At 63.3% G+C, this 19,004-nt stretch carries 16 protein-coding genes and 1 tRNA gene; 11 read left to right on the top strand and 6 right to left on the bottom strand.

Going from position 1 to position 19,004, the window contains the following annotated elements; all coding sequences use genetic code 11:
* Window positions 1–913, bottom strand: a 913-nt coding sequence (locus AAG799_RS16545; protein ID WP_341897771.1) for a TorF family putative porin, incomplete at its 3' end; no start/stop codon positions are given.
* Between the two features lie 244 nt (window positions 914–1,157).
* On the opposite strand from AAG799_RS16545, the gene AAG799_RS16540 reads away from it, so the two are divergent.
* A complete protein-coding gene (locus AAG799_RS16540) occupies window positions 1,158–1,964 on the top strand; it encodes an enoyl-CoA hydratase/isomerase family protein (protein ID WP_341897770.1) in 807 nt (268 codons plus the stop codon).
* 119 nt (window positions 1,965–2,083) lie between these two features.
* Window positions 2,084–3,733: a 3-(methylthio)propionyl-CoA ligase gene (locus AAG799_RS16535; RefSeq protein ID WP_341897769.1), complete on the top strand. Its 1,650-nt coding sequence runs from the start codon at window positions 2,084–2,086 to the stop codon at window positions 3,731–3,733.
* 438 nt (window positions 3,734–4,171) lie between these two features.
* On the opposite strand, the gene AAG799_RS16530 is transcribed toward AAG799_RS16535, so the two are convergent.
* The 3 genes from AAG799_RS16530 to AAG799_RS16520 form a co-directional block, all read right to left on the bottom strand.
* Window positions 4,172–4,708 (bottom strand): PAS domain-containing protein, encoded by a 537-nt coding sequence (locus AAG799_RS16530; protein ID WP_341897768.1) that lies wholly within the window; start codon window positions 4,706–4,708, stop codon window positions 4,172–4,174.
* 36 nt (window positions 4,709–4,744) lie between these two features.
* Window positions 4,745–5,698, bottom strand: coding sequence for a hypothetical protein (locus AAG799_RS16525; protein WP_341897767.1), 954 nt, complete (start codon window positions 5,696–5,698; stop codon window positions 4,745–4,747).
* Between the two features lie 158 nt (window positions 5,699–5,856).
* Window positions 5,857–6,786 (bottom strand): MBL fold metallo-hydrolase, encoded by a 930-nt coding sequence (locus tag AAG799_RS16520; RefSeq protein ID WP_341897766.1) that lies wholly within the window; start codon window positions 6,784–6,786, stop codon window positions 5,857–5,859.
* A 206-nt stretch (window positions 6,787–6,992) separates the two neighbouring features.
* Between AAG799_RS16520 and AAG799_RS16515 the strand changes: the two genes are divergently transcribed.
* The 9 genes from AAG799_RS16515 to AAG799_RS16475 all read left to right on the top strand — a co-directional run bounded on the left by AAG799_RS16515 (window position 6,993) and on the right by AAG799_RS16475 (window position 17,501).
* Complete coding sequence (locus tag AAG799_RS16515; RefSeq protein ID WP_341897765.1) at window positions 6,993–7,847, top strand: branched-chain amino acid ABC transporter permease; 855 nt, start codon at window positions 6,993–6,995, stop codon at window positions 7,845–7,847.
* Window positions 7,848–7,860: 13 nt separating this feature from the next.
* Window positions 7,861–8,937, top strand: a complete 1,077-nt coding sequence (locus AAG799_RS16510; protein ID WP_341897764.1) for a branched-chain amino acid ABC transporter permease — start codon at window positions 7,861–7,863, stop codon at window positions 8,935–8,937.
* A complete protein-coding gene (locus tag AAG799_RS16505) occupies window positions 8,934–9,692 on the top strand; it encodes an ABC transporter ATP-binding protein (protein ID WP_341897763.1) in 759 nt (252 codons plus the stop codon). The genes AAG799_RS16510 and AAG799_RS16505 overlap by 4 nt, the downstream gene beginning before the upstream one ends.
* Window position 9,693: 1 nt before the next feature.
* A complete protein-coding gene (locus AAG799_RS16500) occupies window positions 9,694–10,509 on the top strand; it encodes an ABC transporter ATP-binding protein (RefSeq protein WP_341897762.1) in 816 nt (271 codons plus the stop codon).
* A gap of 34 nt (window positions 10,510–10,543) precedes the next feature.
* Entirely contained in the window at window positions 10,544–12,412 is a 1,869-nt protein-coding gene (locus AAG799_RS16495; protein WP_341897761.1) for an AMP-binding protein, read from the top strand.
* Between the two features lie 60 nt (window positions 12,413–12,472).
* Window positions 12,473–13,657, top strand: a complete 1,185-nt coding sequence (locus AAG799_RS16490; RefSeq protein ID WP_341897760.1) for an ABC transporter substrate-binding protein — start codon at window positions 12,473–12,475, stop codon at window positions 13,655–13,657.
* 185 nt (window positions 13,658–13,842) lie between these two features.
* Window positions 13,843–15,045 (top strand): ABC transporter substrate-binding protein, encoded by a 1,203-nt coding sequence (locus AAG799_RS16485; RefSeq protein ID WP_341897759.1) that lies wholly within the window; start codon window positions 13,843–13,845, stop codon window positions 15,043–15,045.
* Window positions 15,046–15,143: 98 nt separating this feature from the next.
* The gene (locus AAG799_RS16480; protein WP_341897758.1) at window positions 15,144–16,319 is read left to right on the top strand and encodes an ABC transporter substrate-binding protein; all 1,176 of its coding nucleotides are present in this window, start codon (window positions 15,144–15,146) and stop codon (window positions 16,317–16,319) included.
* A 234-nt stretch (window positions 16,320–16,553) separates the two neighbouring features.
* Window positions 16,554–17,501, top strand: a complete 948-nt coding sequence (locus tag AAG799_RS16475; RefSeq protein WP_341897757.1) for a DMT family transporter — start codon at window positions 16,554–16,556, stop codon at window positions 17,499–17,501.
* A 67-nt stretch (window positions 17,502–17,568) separates the two neighbouring features.
* Here the strand turns inward: AAG799_RS16475 and AAG799_RS16470 are convergent.
* Window positions 17,569–17,645, bottom strand: a tRNA-Pro gene (locus AAG799_RS16470).
* Between the two features lie 120 nt (window positions 17,646–17,765).
* Entirely contained in the window at window positions 17,766–18,704 is a 939-nt protein-coding gene (locus tag AAG799_RS16465) for a polyprenyl synthetase family protein (protein WP_341897772.1), read from the bottom strand.
* Between the last annotated feature and the right edge of the window lie 300 nt (window positions 18,705–19,004).

Below are 19,004 nucleotides of genomic sequence, written 5' to 3'. Positions count from 1 at the left end.
GCTGGCGCGGCACCTGGGGCTGATGGTCTACGCGCTGGGGGGTATTACGGCCGCCAGCGCCAGACGGCTGCGACATATCCCCAAAAAAGGAACCGCCGCCATCCAGGGGATGGCGGCGGTCCGGTAGGCGAACCGATCTGACGATCGATGAGAAGGTGAAGGCGCGGCTCACGCTGAGCACGGCGGCCGGGCCGCAATTGGCGCTGGTGCCGCACTGGCGCTTGCTGATGTTGGTGTCAACATACTGCAGGCCGGCGGTGAAGCCGAAGAAGGTCGCGAATACGCCGACATTCCAGTCCAGATAGTTGTCCTTGGAACCGGTCACCCCGAAGAAGCGATCCGGCTTGTCGATGTCCTGGCGGCCGATATTGGCGATCAGCTTCGGGTCGAATTCGGTGACCGGGATCGGCACGGTGACGCCAGCCGTGAGGTAGGTGGCGGTGTTGGCGTCGAGCTGGAAGTTCGGGCTGTAGTAGAAGCCGGCGCTCGGGATAACGAAGCCGAAGTCGTAGGCGGCGGTCAGCTTGTACTCGATGAAATCGTAGGTGCTGGCCGCGGTCGGCTGGTCAAGATAGTTGTAGCTGATCACACCGGCATCGAGGCTCAGCTTGTCGAAGGTGGCCCGGAAGCCACCCATCAGATCGGCTTCAATGCTGACGCTGTTGTTGAAGTCGACGTTGCTGCCCCAGAAACCGAGATAGCCGCTGAAGGTGTCGTTGATCTTGAACAGGCCCTCGCCGCCCAGCTGGTAGGCCGGATGACCGTCGGTCTGGCTGATGCCGCGGAAGTAGTATTCCGAAGCAACGGCCGGGGTCAGGGTCAGGGTCAGACGATCAGCGTCGGCAGCCATCGCCGAGGTGGCGGCCGTCAGGCCCAGGGCCACCAGAGCGGCGCGGAAAAGCACTTTAGTCATAGGGCAAACCTCCGAGAGAAAAATTCCATCGCAGATAACCAGAGAAGACCCTGTGCGACAAACACTTACCCGGTAATATGGCCGCCGTGGCCGGGAACTGTGTCTCTTCGGTTACACTCATGCCTAGAACTGAACAGTTTGAATAAAATCTGTGCAGGGATGATCGGTAATAAAGTTTCGAGCAGTCCAACTCACGATGAATACCAGGGAATCCAGGCTGATTCCCTGCCAGGAGAATGCCCGCATGACCTCGTCAGCCCCCCTTGTCGTCATCGAATCGGCCGGTGATCCAGCCGCCCATATCCCGCCTGGCGTGCGGCTGATACGCCTCAACTACACCGCCAAGCGCAATGCGCTATCGCTGGAGTTGCGCGCCGAACTGATGGCGGCTGTCGAGGCGGCGCTGGCCGATGACGATGTACGCGCCATCGTGCTGACCGGCAATGGCGGCACCTTCTGCGCCGGCGGCGATATCTCGTCGATGCAGAATGTGACCGGGGTTGCCGGCCGCACACGTCTGGCCAATCTGCATCGCCTGGCCCGCCTGCTGGTGGCAGGCCCGAAACCGGTGATCGCCGCCGTGGAGGGTTTTGCCTATGGCGCCGGCATGTCACTGGCGCTGCTCTGCGACCAGGTGGTGACCGCGCAGGATGCGAAATTCTGCTGTTCCTTCGGCAAGGTCGGCTTGATGCCCGACATGGCGGCGCTGTGGACGGTGCCGCAGCGAGTCAATAGCGGCTGGGTCAAGCGCCTGCTGATGCTGGCCGAAGAGATCGACGGCGACACGGCGGTTCGCATCGGCCTGGCCGATCAGTCGGTGCCTGCGGGCGAGGTTCTGGATGCCGCCCTCGCGCTGGCGGCGAAATTCGCCAGCCTGGCGCCGCTGCCGATCGGGTTCATCAAGGCCGCACTGGCGCGCGGGCCGCAGCCGCTGGAGGCCCTGCTGGCGCAGGAGGCCGATGGCCAGGCCCTGCTGTTCAACTCGGCCGATTTCGCCGAAGGGCGCGATGCCTTTCTGGAGAAGCGCAGGCCGGTGTTCACCGGGCGCTGATTTGCTGGACTGACGCCACGGAATGCGCAGCCGGAGCGGGCCGCCGACTTGCGGCGCATTTGGCCGGCCCATAGACTGCGCTCCTCATTAAACAAAAAAGCTTCAACAGGAGGAAGCCCATGCTGGGTCTGGTTCAGGACCGTCCGCTGCTGATCTCGCAATTGATCGAGTATGCCGCGCTTTATCACAGCAAGACGGAGATCGTGACCCGCACCGTCGAAGGCCCGATCCATCGCTACACCTATCGCGACCTGCGCGACCGCTCCAAGCAGTTGGCCAATGCGCTGACCAAGCTGGGCGTCAAGCTGGGCGACCGCATCGGCACCCTGGCCTGGAACACCTACCGGCATTTCGAACTGTATTACGGCGTCTCGGGCATGGGAGCGGTGCTGCATACCGTCAATCCGCGCCTGTTCCCCGAGCAGATCGACTACATCGTCAATCATGCCGAGGACCAGTATCTGTTCCTCGACCTGACTTTCCTGCCGATCATCGAGAAGCTGGCGCCGCAGCTGAAGACCGTGAAGGCCTTCGTGCTGCTGACCGATGCCGCGCATATGCCCAAGGACAGCAAGATTCCCAATCTGTTGTGCTACGAGGATCTGATCGGCGCCGAGAAGCCTGATTTCGCCTGGCCGGAATTCGATGAGCGCACGGCTTCATCGCTCTGCTATACCTCGGGCACCACCGGTAACCCGAAGGGCGTGCTGTTCTCGCATCGCTCGACCGTGCTGCATTCCTACGCGGTGTGCCAGCGCGACGGCCTCAACCTCGGCTCGGGCGACTCTGCGCTGGTGATTGTGCCGCTGTTCCATGCCAATGCCTGGGGTGTGCCCTATGGTGCCTGCATGAGCGGCGCCAAGCTGGTCTTCCCCGGCCCGGCGCTGGATGGCAAGAGCGTGTACGAGCTGCTGCGCGACGAGAAGTGCAACTTCTCGCTCGGCGTGCCCACGGTCTGGCTCGCCTTCTTCCAGTATATCGATGCCAATCCGGGCCTCGATCTCAAGTCCGACATCAGGATCGAGCGCTGCGTGATCGGCGGCAGCGCCGCGCCGCGCGCGATGATCGAGCGCTTCGCCAAGCAGCTGAACTGCTTCGTCATCCATGCCTGGGGCATGACCGAGATGTCGCCGCTGGGCACGACGGGCAACCTGCTGAAGAAGCATGCCGAGCTGCCGCTGGACAAGCGCATCGACGTGCAGTCCAAGCAGGGCCGCACCGTCTATGGCGTCGAGATCAAGATCACCGACGACGACGGCAACGAGCTGCCGCGCGACGGCAAGGCGTTTGGCAATGTGAAGGTGCGCGGCCCCTGGATCACGCGTGGCTATTTCCGCGGCGAGGGCGGCAACGTGCTGGACAGCGAGGGCTGGTTCACCACTGGCGATGTCGCCACGCTGGACGAAGACGGCTACATGCAGATCACCGACCGCTCGAAGGACGTGATCAAGTCGGGCGGCGAGTGGATCTCCTCGATCGACCTGGAGAATGCCGCGGTCGGCCATCCCGCCGTGCAGGAGGCCGCCGTGATCGGCGTGCATCATGAAAAATGGCAGGAGCGCCCGCTGCTGCTGGTGATCAAGAAGCCTGGCCAGGAGGTCAGCCGCGACGAGCTGCTCGGCTTCCTGGAAAGCCGGGTGGCGAAATGGTGGCTGCCGGATGACGTGGTGTTCGTCACCGAGCTGCCGCATACCGCCACCGGCAAGCTGCTGAAGACCAAGCTGCGCGAGCAGTTCAAGGGCCACAAGCTGCCGACGCCCGGCGCGTAGCGCCGAAAAAGATAGGGCCTGGCGCGTAAACCGCCCGGCATCCCCGCCGGAAGCCAGCGATGGCCGGGTCTCACCCGGCCATCTGCGTTTCAAGTGACTGATATTTCATGGCCGATCGTTTGCGAGCGCATCCGATTGGCAGCCAATGGTGTCCGAGGGACGGCCAATGCAATCCCATTCGATGCCAAGTGGAGCCTATTCGATCCCATTCGATCCATTTGGATCCCAGCCGATCCAACTGCCGCCAATACCCGTCCAAGGCCTGCACCGTTCACACATCCCATATAGGGCGCCGGCGGGAAATTCTAAGCCGGGAGCCAGCCGACAGCATTTTTCTGCTGGCTGCGCCCCCGCCGCATGGCGCCAATCTGGCCGGTACATAAAAAGCACTGAACAGACGTGCCTTCGAATGATGCGTCGCAGGCCGTACTGCCATGCTCAGGCAACCGGCTGTTTCACCAGCGTGGCCGGTTCGATGGTCTTGAAGAAGCCGGTCACCGTGCTGCCATCGGCTGACAGTGGCAGGATCAGCCGCACGTAACTCAGCTGGTTGCCCTCCAGCGACACATAGCTGCGGCGCGCCAGGCTGGCCTGACGCGTGGTGGCCACCAGTTCCATGCTGGTGAAGACGATATCGGCATCATGGGCGTTGAAGAAATTGCCCAGCCGCCGGCCGCCCTCATCCTCGCTGGTGCGCTCGCCGACATAATTGCCGGCCAGCCGCACCCGCACATCGCGCTGCGCCGGCAGATAATCGAGCAGCATGGTGTAAGGCAGCACCTCGGCCGGCAGGGCCTCGACCGCGACCACGGCGGGCAGCCTGTCGCCCAGCCGGGCCTGCAGCCAGGCGGCATGGCAGCGTGCCAGCATCGGATAGTGCTGCAACGCGCTCAGGGGCAGCTCCTCATAGCCTTTGACCTGCAGGGCCGTGGCTGCCGGATGGGGCGAAGGCGTGTCGTTGTGCATGTCGCTCATCGTGCAGACCCGTCAGGTGAGGGGAAGGTGAGAGTCTCAACCATCCAGGCCTCCGGTTGCCAGGTGGCTGGCAGTCGGCATGAACATGGCGGGATCGAAACCGGCATAGCGTTGCAGTGTCAATCGCAGAATGTCTTCGAGATCGCGCAGGCGCGGCCCGTCGCTGCGCTGGCGTGCCTGCTGCCAGTGCAGCAGCACGGGTTCCACATCCAGCACCAGGGCGCGCAGGGCGCAGATGGCGGGCCAGGCCTTGTGGCGCAGCAGCGCCGGGTCTGCCAGCAGGCGGTTGATATCGCCAACCGCCGTATCCGCCACAATCGCCTGTTCCGTGCCCCAGATGGTGACCTCGCGCAGTTGCAATGCACTGCGTCGCGCCAGGTCGCCCATCGCATCGCTGCCATGCCGCGCGGAAAACTGCGCCAGCTCGCCGACGGTGCGCTGCAGGGTGGCGGTGGCGCGGCGCAACCAGTCGACGCGGGCGACATCGGCGATCACGGCATCGAGGCGCTCTTCCACCTGGGCAATGGTCACATCGGGAAACAGGCCCAGCAGGCTGCGCGCCACCCAGCGCACATCGGTATCGGCCGGGTCGGGCCGCGGCGGCAGGGTGTTTGATTCCAGCACCGCGATCGGACCCTGCACTGCACGCCACACGGCGGCGACGGCGCGCTGCAGCACATGCGGCCGCGGCATCCAGGATGGCCGGCCCTCGATCAGTTCGCTCGGCACCGGATCATCGGCCTGCACCTGCCGCACATAGCGCAGGGCCTGCGGCACCAGGGCCAGCAGTTCGCGGTCCGCTGCATCGGCCGGCAGTTGCAGGCTACCGGCCAGACGGTCGATCGGCAGACTGCCTTTCATCTCGCCGAAATCCATTTTCAGCATCACATCGCGGCCGGCATCGCGCATGAAAGCCGCCCCCGGGCGGCGCAGCTCGGGGTGGTGAAAACTGAAACGGTCCGGAAGCGTATTGCCGGCAAGGAAAGACATGGGCGCTGGGATGGACTGCTAAGGCGGACGGGGGCTTTGTCTTCCTTGTACGCAGCCGGCGCTCATCCGGATGACCCGTTGCCCGCCGGCGGGCGCGGCAGACTGCCGCATGGCTGTTGTGCCGGCTTCCCGCCATGCAGACCGCCGGTTGTGCCGCCTCAGCGATACACTGCCGCCTCATCTGTTGCGCCGCCGCCGTCCACCGTCACGCGGCCGTCGCCCACCATATGGATCAGATGCGCCAGCACCGAGCGCGCGGCGGCCGAATGCAGATAGGCCGGTACATCGGCATACATGGTCGCCACCATCTGCGGGATGCTCTGCGGGCCTGCTTTCAGGCAGTCGAGAATCTGCGTCTCGCGCGTCTCGCGATGGCGGATCAGCTCGCGCACGAAATGCTGTGGCGAATGGCCGGTGTTCATCGCGTCGATCGGCGCGCCATGGGTCGGGTAGTAGCGCACATCGTGGCGCGGCAGCAGTTTCTTCAGGCTGGCATAATACTCCGTCATGCTGCCGTCCGGCGGCGAGATCACTGTGGTCGACCAGCCCATCACATGGTCGCCGCTGAACAGGGCCTTTTCCTCATGCAATGCGAAGCACAGATGATTGGAGATATGGCCCGGCGTGTGCAGTGCCGTCACCGTCCAGCCCGCACCCTGGATGATGTCGCCATCCTGCAGCAGATGGTCGGGCCGGAAAGCATGGTCGCCGCCTTCTTCCACCGCCGGCCCGCCTTCGGGCACCGGATGCGGCCCGAAGGCCCAGGTCCTGGCGCCGGTCGCCGCCTTCAGCCTTGCCGCGCCGGGCGAATGATCGCGATGGGTATGGGTGATCAGGATATGGCTGACGGTCTCGCCATCGAGGTTTTTCAGCAGCGCATCGATATGGGCCGGGTCATCGGGGCCGGGATCGATCACCGCGACACCGCCGCCACCCTGCTCCTTGCGGCCATGGCCGATGATGTAGGTGCCGGTGCCGTGGAAGGTGAAAGCCGAGGGATTCTGCGCAATGACGCGGCGCACCAAAGGGCTGAGGCCGCTGACTGTTCCGTAGGCAAAATCGAGCTGTTTGATGAAGGGAATGGACATGCCGGTTCCGTAGGCAGTTTCCAGGGCAGGGCGAGGGCACAGCAGGGGGCGAAAATTGACGCTACGTCAAGTGATTAGCATTCATCCGAGCGCGAAAGCGATTGACCTGTCCGGCGCGCTTTCCCTAATCTGCCACCACAAGATGGCGGCACCAAGAATCGCCTGAATATTATCTGGGAGGATAAGCTCTGTCCGAGATTGTCCAGTTGCTGCTGAACGGGTTGGCGGCAGGCTGTATCTACGGCCTGATCGCGCTCGGCTTCGTGTTGATCTACAAAGCCACCGAGATGGTGAACTTCGCCCAGGGCGACCTGCTGATGCTGGGCGCCTTCGTGGCGTTTTCGCTGATCGAGGGCTTCGGGCTGAACTACTGGCTCGCCTTCCTCGGCGCCGTGCTGTTCATGGCCGTGTTCGGCTATCTGCTCGATACGGTGATCCTGCGCCAGGTGATCGGCCAGCCGCAGTTCTCGGTGGTGATGCTCACCATCGGGCTCGGCTTCCTGTTCCGCTCCGGCGCCTCGATGATCTGGGGCACCGAGACGCGCGCCTTTGCCACGCCGTTCACCGATGGCGTCACCAGGGTGGGCGGCTTCATCGTCGCCGACGTCAATGTCTCCATCGTCGTCGGCACGGCGATCCTGTGCGGCGTGCTCTATGCCTTCTTCCGCTATACCCGCATCGGCGTTGCCATGCAGGCTGCCTCGCAGAACCAGCTGGCGGCCTATTACATGGGCATCCCGGTGAAGATGGTGTTCTCGCTGGTCTGGGCGATCTCGGCCGGCGTTGCCGCCGTGGCCGGCATCCTGCTGGCGCCAGTGTCGCTGATCGACACCACCATCGGCCTGCTGGGGCTGAAGGCCTTCGCCGCCGCCGTGCTGGGCGGTTTCGGCTCGATCCCCGGCGCGGTGATCGGCGGCCTGGTGATCGGCGTGATCGAGCAGTTCTCCGGCATCTACATGGCCGAAGGCTTCAAGGATGTTGCCGCCTATGTGGTGATCCTGGCGGTGCTGTTCATCCGGCCGCAGGGCCTGTTCGGCAATATCGGCCGCAAGCGCGTGTAAGGACAGACAGATCATGCGCTTCTTCTTCAAGACCGATTACAACCAGGACATCAACCTGTTCCGCGATGGCGTCGACCGTTTCTGGTACGGCCTGCTGATCGCCGTGCTGGTGGCCGCGCCCTTCGTGCTGGAAGACTTCTGGCTCGGCGAGATTTCCTACGTCTTCATCCTCTCCATCGTCGGCATCGGCCTGATGCTGCTGACCGGCTATACCGGGCAGGTCTCGCTCGGCCATGCCGCCTTCCTCGGCATCGGCGCCTATACCCATGCGATCCTGCTGAATCTGGGCGTGCCGTTTTTCATCTCGATCCCGGTGGCGACGGTGCTCTCGGCCATCATCGGCGCGGTGATCGGCCGGCCGGCGCTGCGGCTCACCGGCGTCTATCTCGCCATCGCCACGCTGGCCTTTGCCTTCATCATCGAGCAGATTCTGATCCGCTGGGAGCATGTCACCGGCGGCTTCAAGGGCTTTGCCGTCGACCGGCCGGAGGTGCTCGGCATTGCCATCGTCGATGACGTGCCGTTCTACTACATCACCTTCGGCGCCCTGGTGCTGGCGGTGCTGGCCGCGCTCAACCTGCTGCGCTCGCCGACCGGCCGGGCCTTTGTCGCCATCCGCGATTCGGAAATCGCCGCCCAGTCGATGGGCGTCAACCTCGCCGCCTACAAGACGCTGGCCTTTTCGATCTCGGCCGGCTTCACCGGCTTCGGCGGCACGCTGTTCGCCCACAAGATCGGCTATCTGGCGCCCGATGCCTTCAACATCCTGCTTTCCATCCAGCTGCTGCTGATGGTGGTGGTGGGCGGCCTGGGCTCGATCCATGGCGCGATCTTCGGCGCCATCTTCGTCGGCTCGCTGCCGCAGCTGATCGCCATCCTGCGCGACTACCTGCCCGATAGCGTCGCACGCCAGCCGGGCCTGGAGCCGGGCATCTTCGGTCTGATCCTGGTGTTCTTCATCCTGTTCGAGCCGCTCGGCATCTATGGCCGCTGGCTCAAGGTGAAGCTCTATTTCTCGCTGTTCCCGCTCTACAAGAAGGCGACGTTCAAGCGCCAGAAGACCTACACAAAATCGGAGCGCAACCGGTGACGCTGTTCAAGGCCGATAACCTCGCCATCAACTTCGGCGGCATCAAGGCGGTCGACGGCGTCAGCTTCGACGTCGAGAAGGGCCAGGTCTTCACCATCATCGGCCCGAACGGGGCCGGCAAGACCACGGTGTTCAACCTGATCAGCCGCATCTACGACCCGACCAGCGGCGTGCTGAGCTTCGAGGGCCAGGACATCACCCAGGTGGCGCCGGACAAGATCGCCGCATTGGGCATCGCGCGCACCTTCCAGAATATCGAGCTGTTCGAACATGCCACCGTGCTGCACAACCTGCTGCTCGGCCGCCATGCCCATCGCGGCGGCAATATCGCCTCGCAGCTGATGTTCCTGCCCAGCGTGCGCAGGATGGAGCTGGCGCATCGCGAGAAGGTCGAGCATGTGATCGACTTCCTCGACCTGCAGCATTACCGCGACACCTATATCGTCAACCTGCCCTACGGCGCCCGCAAGGTGGTGGAGCTGGCGCGCGCGCTGTGCACCGAGCCCAAGCTTCTGCTGCTGGACGAGCCGTCCTCCGGCCTCAATACCGAAGAGACCGAGGACATGGCCTTCTGGATCCATGACATCCGCAACGAACTCGGCATCACCGTGCTGATGGTCGAACACGACATGGGCCTGGTGAACGAGGTGTCGGACCGCGTGCTGGCGCTGAATTACGGCCGCGTGCTGGCGTTGGGCACGCCTGCGGAAGTGCAGAGCCATCCCGAAGTCATCAAAGCCTATCTGGGAGGCTGAGATGAGCGCCGCCATGCAGATGCAGACCATCGAACAGAAACTGGCCAATCCGCCGCTGCTCAAGCTGGCCAATATCGAGACCTTCTACGGCCCGATCATGGCGATCCGCGGCGTCAGCCTGGCGGTGCCCGAAGGCAGCATCGTCACCGTTCTCGGTGCAAACGGGGCTGGCAAAACGACGATCCTGAAGACGATTTCCGGCGTGATGGACCCGCAGAAGGGCAGCATCGTCTTCAACGGCCAGGACATCCAGAAGATGGATCCGGACAAGGTGATGCGGCTCGGCATCGGCCATGTGCCGGAGGGCCGCGAGACCTTCCCGTTCCTGACGGTGAAGGAAAACCTGATGATGGGCGCCTTCACCCGCAAGGATGCCGATGGCGTCGCCAAGGACATCGAGATGGTCTACGGCTATTTCCCGCGCCTGAAAGAGCGCGAGAACCAGGCCGCCGGCTCGATGTCGGGCGGCGAGCAGCAGATGCTCAGCATCGGTCGCGCGCTGATGGGCCGGCCCAAGCTGTTGCTGCTGGACGAGCCCTCGCTCGGTCTGTCGCCCAAGCTGGTGAAGGAAATCTTCGAGATCATCGTGCGTATCAATGCCGAGCAGGGCACCACCATCCTGCTGGTCGAGCAGAATGCCAATGTGGCGCTGCATGCTGCGCATTACGGCTATGTGCTGGAAGTCGGCCGCATCGTGATGGCCGATACCTGCGCCAAGCTGCTCGAGAAGGAAGACATCAAGGAATTCTATCTCGGCATGAAGGAACAGGGCGTGCGCGGCAAGCGGCGCTGGAAGAAGCGGAAAACGTGGCGTTAATCGCTTGGGCGCTGAGCGCCACAGGGAGGCTGTAATGAGTGCCAAGGCAGTCGATCCGAAAACCGGCATTGCCATCGATGCCGATATCCTCGCCATCCTCGAACGCGACACCCTGCCGCGCTATTTCTGGCGCAAGGTGGGCGAGCGCGGCGACAAGGTGGCGCTGCGCGAGAAAGATCTCGGCATCTGGAATTCGATCAGCTGGACCCGCTATGGCGAGAATGCCAAGCATGCCGGGCTGGGTTTCGCATCGCTCGGCGTCAAGCGCGGCGAGGTGGTCTCGATCATTTCCGAAGGTAACCCGGAATGGCTCTATGCCGATCTCGGCAGCCAGGGCATCGGCGCCGTGACCAACGGCATCTACACCACCGATTCCGCCAAGCAGGTCGAATACATCCTCAACGACAGCAAGACGGTGATCTACATCGCCGAGAATGATGAGCAGCTCGACAAGATCCTGGAAGTGCGCGACCGCTGCCCGAGTTTGCGCAAGATCGTCGTCATCGACATGGAAGGCCTGGCCGATTTCCGCGACCCGATGGTGATCAGCTTCGATGCGCTGCTGCAGCTCGGCCGCGACTACGAGAAGGCCCATCCGGCGTTCTGGGAGGAGCAGCTCAAGCTCGGCAAGCCCGACGACCTGGCGATCCTGATCTACACCTCGGGCACCACAGGGGCGCCGAAGGGCGCCATGATCAGCCACCGCAACCTGATCTTCCAGATGGAGAATGCCGGCCGCCTGCTGGAGCAGGACGGCACCGACGAACAGCTCAGTTTCCTGCCGCTGTGCCATATCGCCGAGCGCGGCTTCACGCTGCTGTGGCCGATCCGCTCGGGCTCGACGGTGAATTTCGCCGAAAGCCCGGAAACGATCCCGCAGAACCTGCAGGAGGTGCAGCCCACCGTGTTCTTCGCGGTGCCGCGCCTGTGGGAGAAGTTCTATTCCGGCATCGCGATCCGCATGAAGGATGCCACCGGCTTCGGCAAGCTGGCCTACAAGACCGCGCTCGGCATCGGCTACCAGCTGGCGCAATGCCGGCTGGAGGACCGCGAGCCTTCGTTGGGCCTGAAGCTCGCCTTCTGGTTCGCCGACCATCTGGTGCTGAAGAACATCAAGCGCATCATCGGCATCGACCGCTGCAAATGGCTGGTCACCGGTGCCGCCCCGATCTCACCCGACCTGATCAAGTGGTATCTGGCGCTCGGCAAGGACATGCGCGAGGTTTATGGCCAGACCGAGAATGTCGGGCTCGCCACCTCGCCGCAGATGGACCGCATCAAGCTCGGCAGCATCGGCCAGGCGGTGCCCAACACGGACGTGAAGCTCAGCCCGCAGGGCGAGATCCTGCTGAAGGGCCCGCATGTCTTCATGGGCTATCTCAACAACCCGGGCAAGACGGCGGAAACCATCGTCGATGGCTGGCTGCATACCGGCGATGTCGGCGTGGTCGACAACGAGGGCTGGTTCCGCATCACCGACCGCATGAAGGACATCATCATCACCGCCGGCGGCAAGAACATCACGCCGTCCGAGATCGAGAACCAGCTGAAATTCAGCCCCTATATCTCGGATGCGGTGGTGATCGGCGATGCGCGCAAGTTCCTCACCTGCCTGATCATGATCGACCATGACAACGTGGTGAAATACGCCCAGGATCTGAACGTGCCGTTCACCAACTTCGCCTCGCTGTGCCATGCCAAGGAAGTGCAGGCGCTGATCGGCGAGGAGATCGAGAAGGTCAACAAGAACTTCGCCCGGGTCGAAACGATCAAGAAATTCCGCCTGATCGACCAGCAGCTCACCGCCGAAGACGACGAGCTGACGCCGACCATGAAGCTGAAGCGCAAATTCGTGAACGAGAAATACAAGGCACTGATCGAAGAGATGTATGTCGGCGCGTGATGGGCTCCCATGCGCCGGCGCGACAAAAACCAATTGAGGCCTATGAGGAGGAAACCAGAGATGCGTATTCGTAAAATTGTCATGAGTGCCGCCGCTGTGGCGGCGACCATCGGCCTCGCGGGCGCCGTGCATGCCCAGAGCGTGCGTGGCGTCACCAAGTCCGAAATCATCATCGGCATGCATACCGACCTGAGCGGCCCGGCCGCCAGCTACGGCGTGCATTCCTCGCAGGCGATGCGCCTGAAATTCGACGAGATCAACGCGCAGGGCGGCATCAACGGCCGCAAGATCCGCCTGATCGTCGAAGACAGCCAGTATCAGGTGCCGCGCGCGGTGCAGGCCGGCAACAAGCTGATCAACCGCGACAAGATCTTCCTGATGGCCGGCGCGCTCGGCACCCCGCATAACAACGCGGTGTTCCCCGAGCAGTTCAAGGCCGAGGTGCCCAACCTGGCGCCGCTGACCGCCGCCCGCTCGATGAGCGAGCCGTTCCACAGGCTCAAGTTCCAGACCTTCTCGAGCTATTACGACCACACTCGCGCCGGCATCAAATACCTGGTGCAGAAGAACGGCCGCAAGAAGCTGTGCTCGCTGTATCAGGATACTGACTTCGGCAAGGAAATCCTGGACGCGGTGCAGGACCAGGCCAAGGCGATGAACATGCAGGTGGTCGAGACCGCCACCAATACCCCGGTCGCCACCGACTTCACCGCGCAGATCACCAAGCTGCGCAGTGCCGGTTGCGACCTGGTCGCCATGGGCGCCATCGTGCGTGACGCCATCGTGCCCTATGCCACCGCGCGCAAGATGGGCTGGACCGATGTGGACTTCACCTCGCAGTCGGCCAGCTTCGACCAGATCGTCGCCTCGGCGCCGGGTGGTGCGACGGAAGGCCTCTATGTCGGCGCCGGCACCGTGATGCCCTATCGCGATACCGCCAATCCGACCGTGGCCGCCTGGTGGGATGCCTACAAGGCCAAGTACAACGCCGACCCGAATATCGGCGCGGTCTATGGCCACAACATCGCCGACCTGATCGTCACCGCACTCGATCGTGCCGGCAAGGATCTGACCACCGACAAGTTCCTCAAGGGCCTGGAGAGCATCAGCGGCTACCGCGACATCTTCGGCGGCCCGGTGATCAGCTTCGGCCCCAACAAGCATCAGGGCACCACCGAAGTGTTGTACTACCAGATCCAGAAGGGTCGCTTCGTGCAGATCGGCGGCGGTCCGATCATGTACTAGGCCTTTCGATCGTCTGAACACGATCCATTGCGAGGCGCCCGCGGGAAACCGCGGGCGTCTTTGCGTTTGTGCGCCGCAGCAACGGCGCTGCCGCATCGAATCCGTATAGGACGCGCCGCGGCACAGGACTAAGCTTTGCAGGTCAAGCAGAAGCATAAGACCACATAAAAACGAGGGAGGTCCGCATGCGTAGGGTCCATGTGCTCACGGTCGCGGCCGTGACCGGTATAGTGGTATTCGCTGGCGCCCCACTGTCATCTGCAGAGGCGCAGCAGGCGAGCAAGGTGCGTGGCGTCACCAAAAATGAAATCGTCATCGGCATGCATACCGACCTGAGCGGTGTGGCGGCCTCCTATGGCGTGCATTCCTCGCAGGCGATGCGGCTGCGCATCGACGAGGTGAACGAGCAGGGCGGCATCTATGGCCGCAAGCTTCGCCTGATCGTGGAAGACAACCAGTATCAGGTGCCGCGTGCCGTGCAGGCGGCGAACAAGCTGATCAACCGCGATAATATCTTCATCATGGCCGGCGCGCTCGGCACGCCGATGAACAACGCCGTGCTGCCTGACCAACTGAAGGCCGGCGTGATCAACTTCTCGCCGATCACCGCGGCGCGGCAGATGTCGGAACCCTTCCACAAGTTGAAATTCGCCGGCCTGTCGTCCTATTACGACCAGATCCGCGCCGGCATGAAATGGATGGTGGCCAACAAGGGCAAGAAGCGCTTTTGCACGCTGTATCAGGACACCGACTTCGGCAAGGAAATCCTCGAAGCCGTGCAGGACCAGGCCAAGGCGATGAACTTGGTCGTCATCGAAACCGCATCCAACACCCCGATTGCCACCGACTTCACCAGCCAGATCACCAAGCTGCGGTCGGCCAATTGCGACATCGTGGTGATGGGCACCATCGTGCGCGATGCCATCGTGCCCTATGGCACGGCGCGCAAGATGGGCTGGGATGTCGATTTCCTCGGCCAGTCGGCCAATTATGACCAGATCGTTGCCGGTGCCCCCGGTGGCGTGACGGAAGGCATGTATGTGATGGCGGGAACCGTGATGCCCTATCGCGACACGGCTTCGCCGCAGGTGGCCGCCTTCATGGACAAGTACAAGGCCAAGTTCGGCTCCGATGCCAATATCGGTGCCGTCTATGGCTATGGCCTGATGGACCAGCTGATCTTCGCCTTCGACCGTGCCGGCAAGGATCTCACCACCGACAAGATGGTGGCGGCGATTGAAAGCATCCAGGGCTTCCGCGACATCTTCGGCGGCCCGGCGGTCAGTTACGGGCCGAACAAGCACCAGGGTGCCGACGAGGCCTTCCTGTTCCAGGTGCAGAAGAGCCGCTTCGTACAGATCGCCGGCCCGGTGCGTTACGGCATGTGATCGCCGCAGCGCATGGGTGAGGCATGCATATCCGGCCGTGGTGTAGCGATGCGCCGCGGCCGGCATTTTTCGACCACAAAAAAACTTCCGGAGGAATCATGATCAGTCTGGGCAGAGTAACGATCACCGCTGTCACCGCGATGCTGGCCTTTTATGCCGGCCAGGCCGAGGCGCAGAAGCTGCAGGGCGTGACCAAGACCGAAGTGATCATCGGCACGCATACCGATCTTTCCGGTGTGGCCGCGGCCTTCGGCGTGCATTCCTCCAATGCCGCGCGCATGCGTTTCGACGAGGTCAATGCCCAGGGCGGCGTGCAGGGCCGCAAGATCCGCTACATCATCGAGGACAGCCAGTATCAGGTGCCGCGCGCGGTGCAGGCCGGCAACAAGCTGATCAACCGCGACAAGGTGTTTCTGATCCTGCTCGGTGCCGGCACGCCGATGAACAATGCAGTGATGCCCGATCAGCTGAAGGCCGGGGTGCCGAATTTCTTCCCGCTCAGCTGGGCGAAGCAGTTGTATGAGCCGTTTCACCCGATGAAATGGGCGGCCGGTGCCTCCTATTACGCGCAGATGCGCGGCGCAGTGAAACACTTCGTCGACAAGGGCAAGAAGAATGTCTGTGCCCTGTATCAGGATACCGATTTCGGCCGCGAGATTTTCGAAGGCGCGCGCGACCAGCTGGCGGCGATGAATGTCAAACTGGCCGATGCAACCACGCACAAGCCGACCGATACCGATTTCACCGCCCAGATGACCAAGCTGCGGGCGGCGAATTGCGATGTGATTGCGCTCGGCTCGATCATCCGCGACACCATCCTGGCCTACAGCACGGCGCGCAAGATGGGCTGGGCGGTCGACATGGTGGGCACCACGGCGGCTTTCGACCTCAATGTCTCGGGCGCGCCGGCGGGTGCCACCGAGGGCCTCTATACGATGACGCAGATCGAAGCACCGTATCCCGATTCAGCCAACCCGGCGATCAAGCAGTGGGTGGAGAAATACCGCGCCAAATACAATGTCGATCCCAACCCGGCGGCACAGTTTTCCTATGTCGCGGCTGATCTGATCGTCATGGGGCTGGACCGTGCCGGCAAGGATCTCACCACCGAGCGCTTCCTCAAGGCGATGGAATCGATCCAGGGCTATACCGATATCTTCGGCGGCCCGGTGATGACATTCGGACCGAACAAGCATCATGGCAGCGAGTCGGTGTTCATGGTGCAGGTGAAGGGCGGCCGTTGGACCCGGGTGACCGAGCCGCTGGCGTTCTAATACTTTCACCGGAGCAGCGCTTTCGTAACACAGATCGTCACCCTCGGATTTATTCCGAGGGTCCATCTGCACCATCCGCGCATCGGAACGTGCGATGGACCCTAGGGACAAGCCCTAGGGTGACGGTTTGTGTGGTGGGCGTGAATGACAAAATAATGGATAGGGGATGCAATCCACGGCCCGGCATGGCACAACCAGCCGGGCCGTTTCATGTCAGGTCTGAGCCGCACGCCGATGTCTGTCTTTCCCGCGCATACGCAAGTGTCCAACACGCCGCTGGGCATCGGCTACATCCTGATCGCGGTGTCGCTGTTCGGCATCATGGATGCGCTGGTGAAGTGGCTCACGGCCGGGTATCCCACCGTGCAGATCATGTTCTTCCGCAGCCTGTTTGCCTTTCCGCCCATCCTGCTGATGGTGTGGCGCAGCGCCGGCGGCGCAGGCAATGATCGCGGCAACACGCTGGCCAATGCCCTGATGCTGCTGAAGACCCGGCAGCTGGCGGGCCACGGCCTGCGCTCGGTGTTCGGCTGTGGCGCCATGCTGCTGTTTTTCTATTCCTACCAGTTCCTGCCGCTCGCCGAGGTGACGGCGATTGCGTTTGCGGCGCCGATCTTCATCGCCTGCCTGTCGGTCTGGCTGCTGCAGGAACGCGTCGGCCTGCATCGCTGGTCGGCGATTATCGTCGGCTTCGTCGGCATGCTGGTGATCATCCGTCCCGGCAGCGGCATGCTGGAAAGCGCCAGCCTGATCGTGGTGATGGCGACCCTGCTGTATGCGCTGGCCATCATCCAGATCCGCAGGCTCAGCCGCCTGGAACCCTCCACCACCATCGCCTTCTGGTTCACCGCCTTCTGCACGCTGTTCACCGGCCTGGCGCTGCCATTCTTCTGGGTGACGCCCGGCGTCACCGACCTGCTGCTGCTGATCGGTACCGGCCTCATCGGCGGCACGGCGCAGCTGTGCATGACGCGCGCCTATGGCCTGGCGCCGGCGGCCGTGGTGGCGCCGTTCGACTACACGCATCTGCTGTGGTCGGTGCTGATCGGCTGGTATGTCTGGGGCGATTTCCCCGATGCGCAGACCTGGATCGGCTGCGCCATCGTCATCGCCAGCGGGCTGTACATCCTCTACCGCGAAACGGTGCGGCGCGTGCGCGTGCCGCCCATTCTTACCGAGTAGAGTGGGTGACGGAATAAGCCGACGACGGAGCAGGGGGGAGCTGGTTTTTTCGGGAGAATTCGCGCGCTGGTCGGAGCGAGAGGATTCGAACCTCCGGCCCCTAGCTCCCGAAGCTAGTGCTCTACCAGGCTGAGCTACGCTCCGACCGGCGCGGGCGACTGTATAGCGCCTGCGGCACGCCCCCGCAAGGCACCCCCGCGAGCATTCGCGGTGGAAAAGCCGATACGCCGAAAGCCTAGGCCGGGCAGGGGTTTAAAGCCGGGTTTAAAGCGCCCGTTCGACGGCGAAATCGACCGCTTCCGACAGCGCATCGCGCATCGGCCCGGCGGCAAACAGCTGCAGCGCCTGACGCGACTTCTGGGCATAGGCCCGGGCGCGGGCCAGGGTTTCCTGGATGGCGCCATGGCGCTCCAGATAGGCCAGCGCCTGGGACCAGTCCTCGGACGTCTGTTCCTCGGGCCGTTCGATCACCCGGCGCCAGAAGCCGCGCTCGGCCTCGCTGCCCTTCGAGAAGGCGAGCAGCACCGGCAGGGTGATCTTGCCCTCGCGGAAATCGTCGCCGGTATTCTTGCCCAGCGTGGCGGCATCGGCGGCATAGTCCAGCGCATCGTCGACCAGCTGGAAGGCGATGCCGAGATTATGGCCATAATCGTCGAGCGCCTGGGCCTCGGCCTGCGGCCGGTCGGCGATCACCGCACCGACGCGGCAGGCGGCGGCAAACAGCGCCGCGGTCTTGGCCTTGATCACCCTCAGATAGTCGCTTTCCAGCGAATTCATGTCGTTGGCGATCACCAGCTGCAGCACCTCGCCCTCGGCGATCTCCGAGGATGCGCCGGCCAGGATGCGCAGCACCTCCAGCGAGCCGGTCTCGACCATCAGCTGGAAGGCGCGGGTGAACAGGAAGTCGCCGACCAGCACGGAAGGCTGGTTGCCCCACAGCACATTGGCGGTGGCATTGCCGCGGCGGCGGTCGCTTTCGTCCACCACATCGTCATGCAGCAGGGTGGCGGTGTGGATGAATTCGACGCAGGTGGCCAGCAGCACATCGTGGCTGCCCTGATAGCCGCAGAGCCGGGCGGAACCCAGGGTCAGCAGCGGGCGAATCCGCTTGCCGCCGGCGGCAATCAGGTGGCTGGCCAGTTCCGGGATCAGGCTGACATCGCTGGCCATGCGCGCGATGATTTCGCGGTTCACGGCGTCCATATCGGCCGCCACCAGGGCGCGCAGCGGCTCGATGCTGGGCTTGGGGCCCGGCGCCGGCAGGTCTTGCAGGGATTTGGAGGCAGTCTGCACCACGGCAGTCGAACCCATGATTGTGTCGAGCGGTCTGGGTGGAGCATAGTGGGCTGGCCGGGTCGGTCAAGCGCCGCTCATTTGCCAAGTTCCTCTTTACTATCAAATGCCTGACATCGATCACACCCATGACGCTTTGCTGGGCGGCCTGATCCGCCTGAAACAGCCACGCAAGGGCCAGCGCGCCAGTGCCGATGCAGTCATGCTGGC

The organism is Ferrovibrio terrae (genome assembly GCF_943371255.1).
GTDB lineage: Bacteria > Pseudomonadota > Alphaproteobacteria > Ferrovibrionales > Ferrovibrionaceae > Ferrovibrio > Ferrovibrio terrae_B.
The sequence above is the reverse complement of the archived record's forward strand: the minus strand, read 5'-3'. Positions and strand labels throughout refer to the sequence as shown.

Bases quoted from the DNA above. Each gene is read 5' to 3' on its own strand.
- AAG799_RS16490 (WP_341897760.1), top strand. From the start codon at position 12,473: ATGCGTATTCGTAAAATTGTCATGAGTGCCGCCGCTGTGGCGGCGACC.
- AAG799_RS16475 (WP_341897757.1), top strand. From the start codon at position 16,554: ATGTCTGTCTTTCCCGCGCATACGCAAGTGTCCAACACGCCGCTGGGC.
- AAG799_RS16525 (WP_341897767.1), bottom strand. From the start codon at position 5,698: ATGTCTTTCCTTGCCGGCAATACGCTTCCGGACCGTTTCAGTTTTCAC.
- AAG799_RS16465 (WP_341897772.1), bottom strand. From the start codon at position 18,704: ATGGACGCCGTGAACCGCGAAATCATCGCGCGCATGGCCAGCGATGTC.
- AAG799_RS16485 (WP_341897759.1), top strand. From the start codon at position 13,843: ATGCGTAGGGTCCATGTGCTCACGGTCGCGGCCGTGACCGGTATAGTG.
- AAG799_RS16480 (WP_341897758.1), top strand. From the start codon at position 15,144: ATGATCAGTCTGGGCAGAGTAACGATCACCGCTGTCACCGCGATGCTG.
- AAG799_RS16540 (WP_341897770.1), top strand. From the start codon at position 1,158: ATGACCTCGTCAGCCCCCCTTGTCGTCATCGAATCGGCCGGTGATCCA.
- AAG799_RS16520 (WP_341897766.1), bottom strand. From the start codon at position 6,786: ATGTCCATTCCCTTCATCAAACAGCTCGATTTTGCCTACGGAACAGTC.
- AAG799_RS16510 (WP_341897764.1), top strand. From the start codon at position 7,861: ATGCGCTTCTTCTTCAAGACCGATTACAACCAGGACATCAACCTGTTC.
- AAG799_RS16500 (WP_341897762.1), top strand. From the start codon at position 9,694: ATGAGCGCCGCCATGCAGATGCAGACCATCGAACAGAAACTGGCCAAT.
- AAG799_RS16530 (WP_341897768.1), bottom strand. From the start codon at position 4,708: ATGAGCGACATGCACAACGACACGCCTTCGCCCCATCCGGCAGCCACG.
- AAG799_RS16495 (WP_341897761.1), top strand. From the start codon at position 10,544: ATGAGTGCCAAGGCAGTCGATCCGAAAACCGGCATTGCCATCGATGCC.
- AAG799_RS16535 (WP_341897769.1), top strand. From the start codon at position 2,084: ATGCTGGGTCTGGTTCAGGACCGTCCGCTGCTGATCTCGCAATTGATC.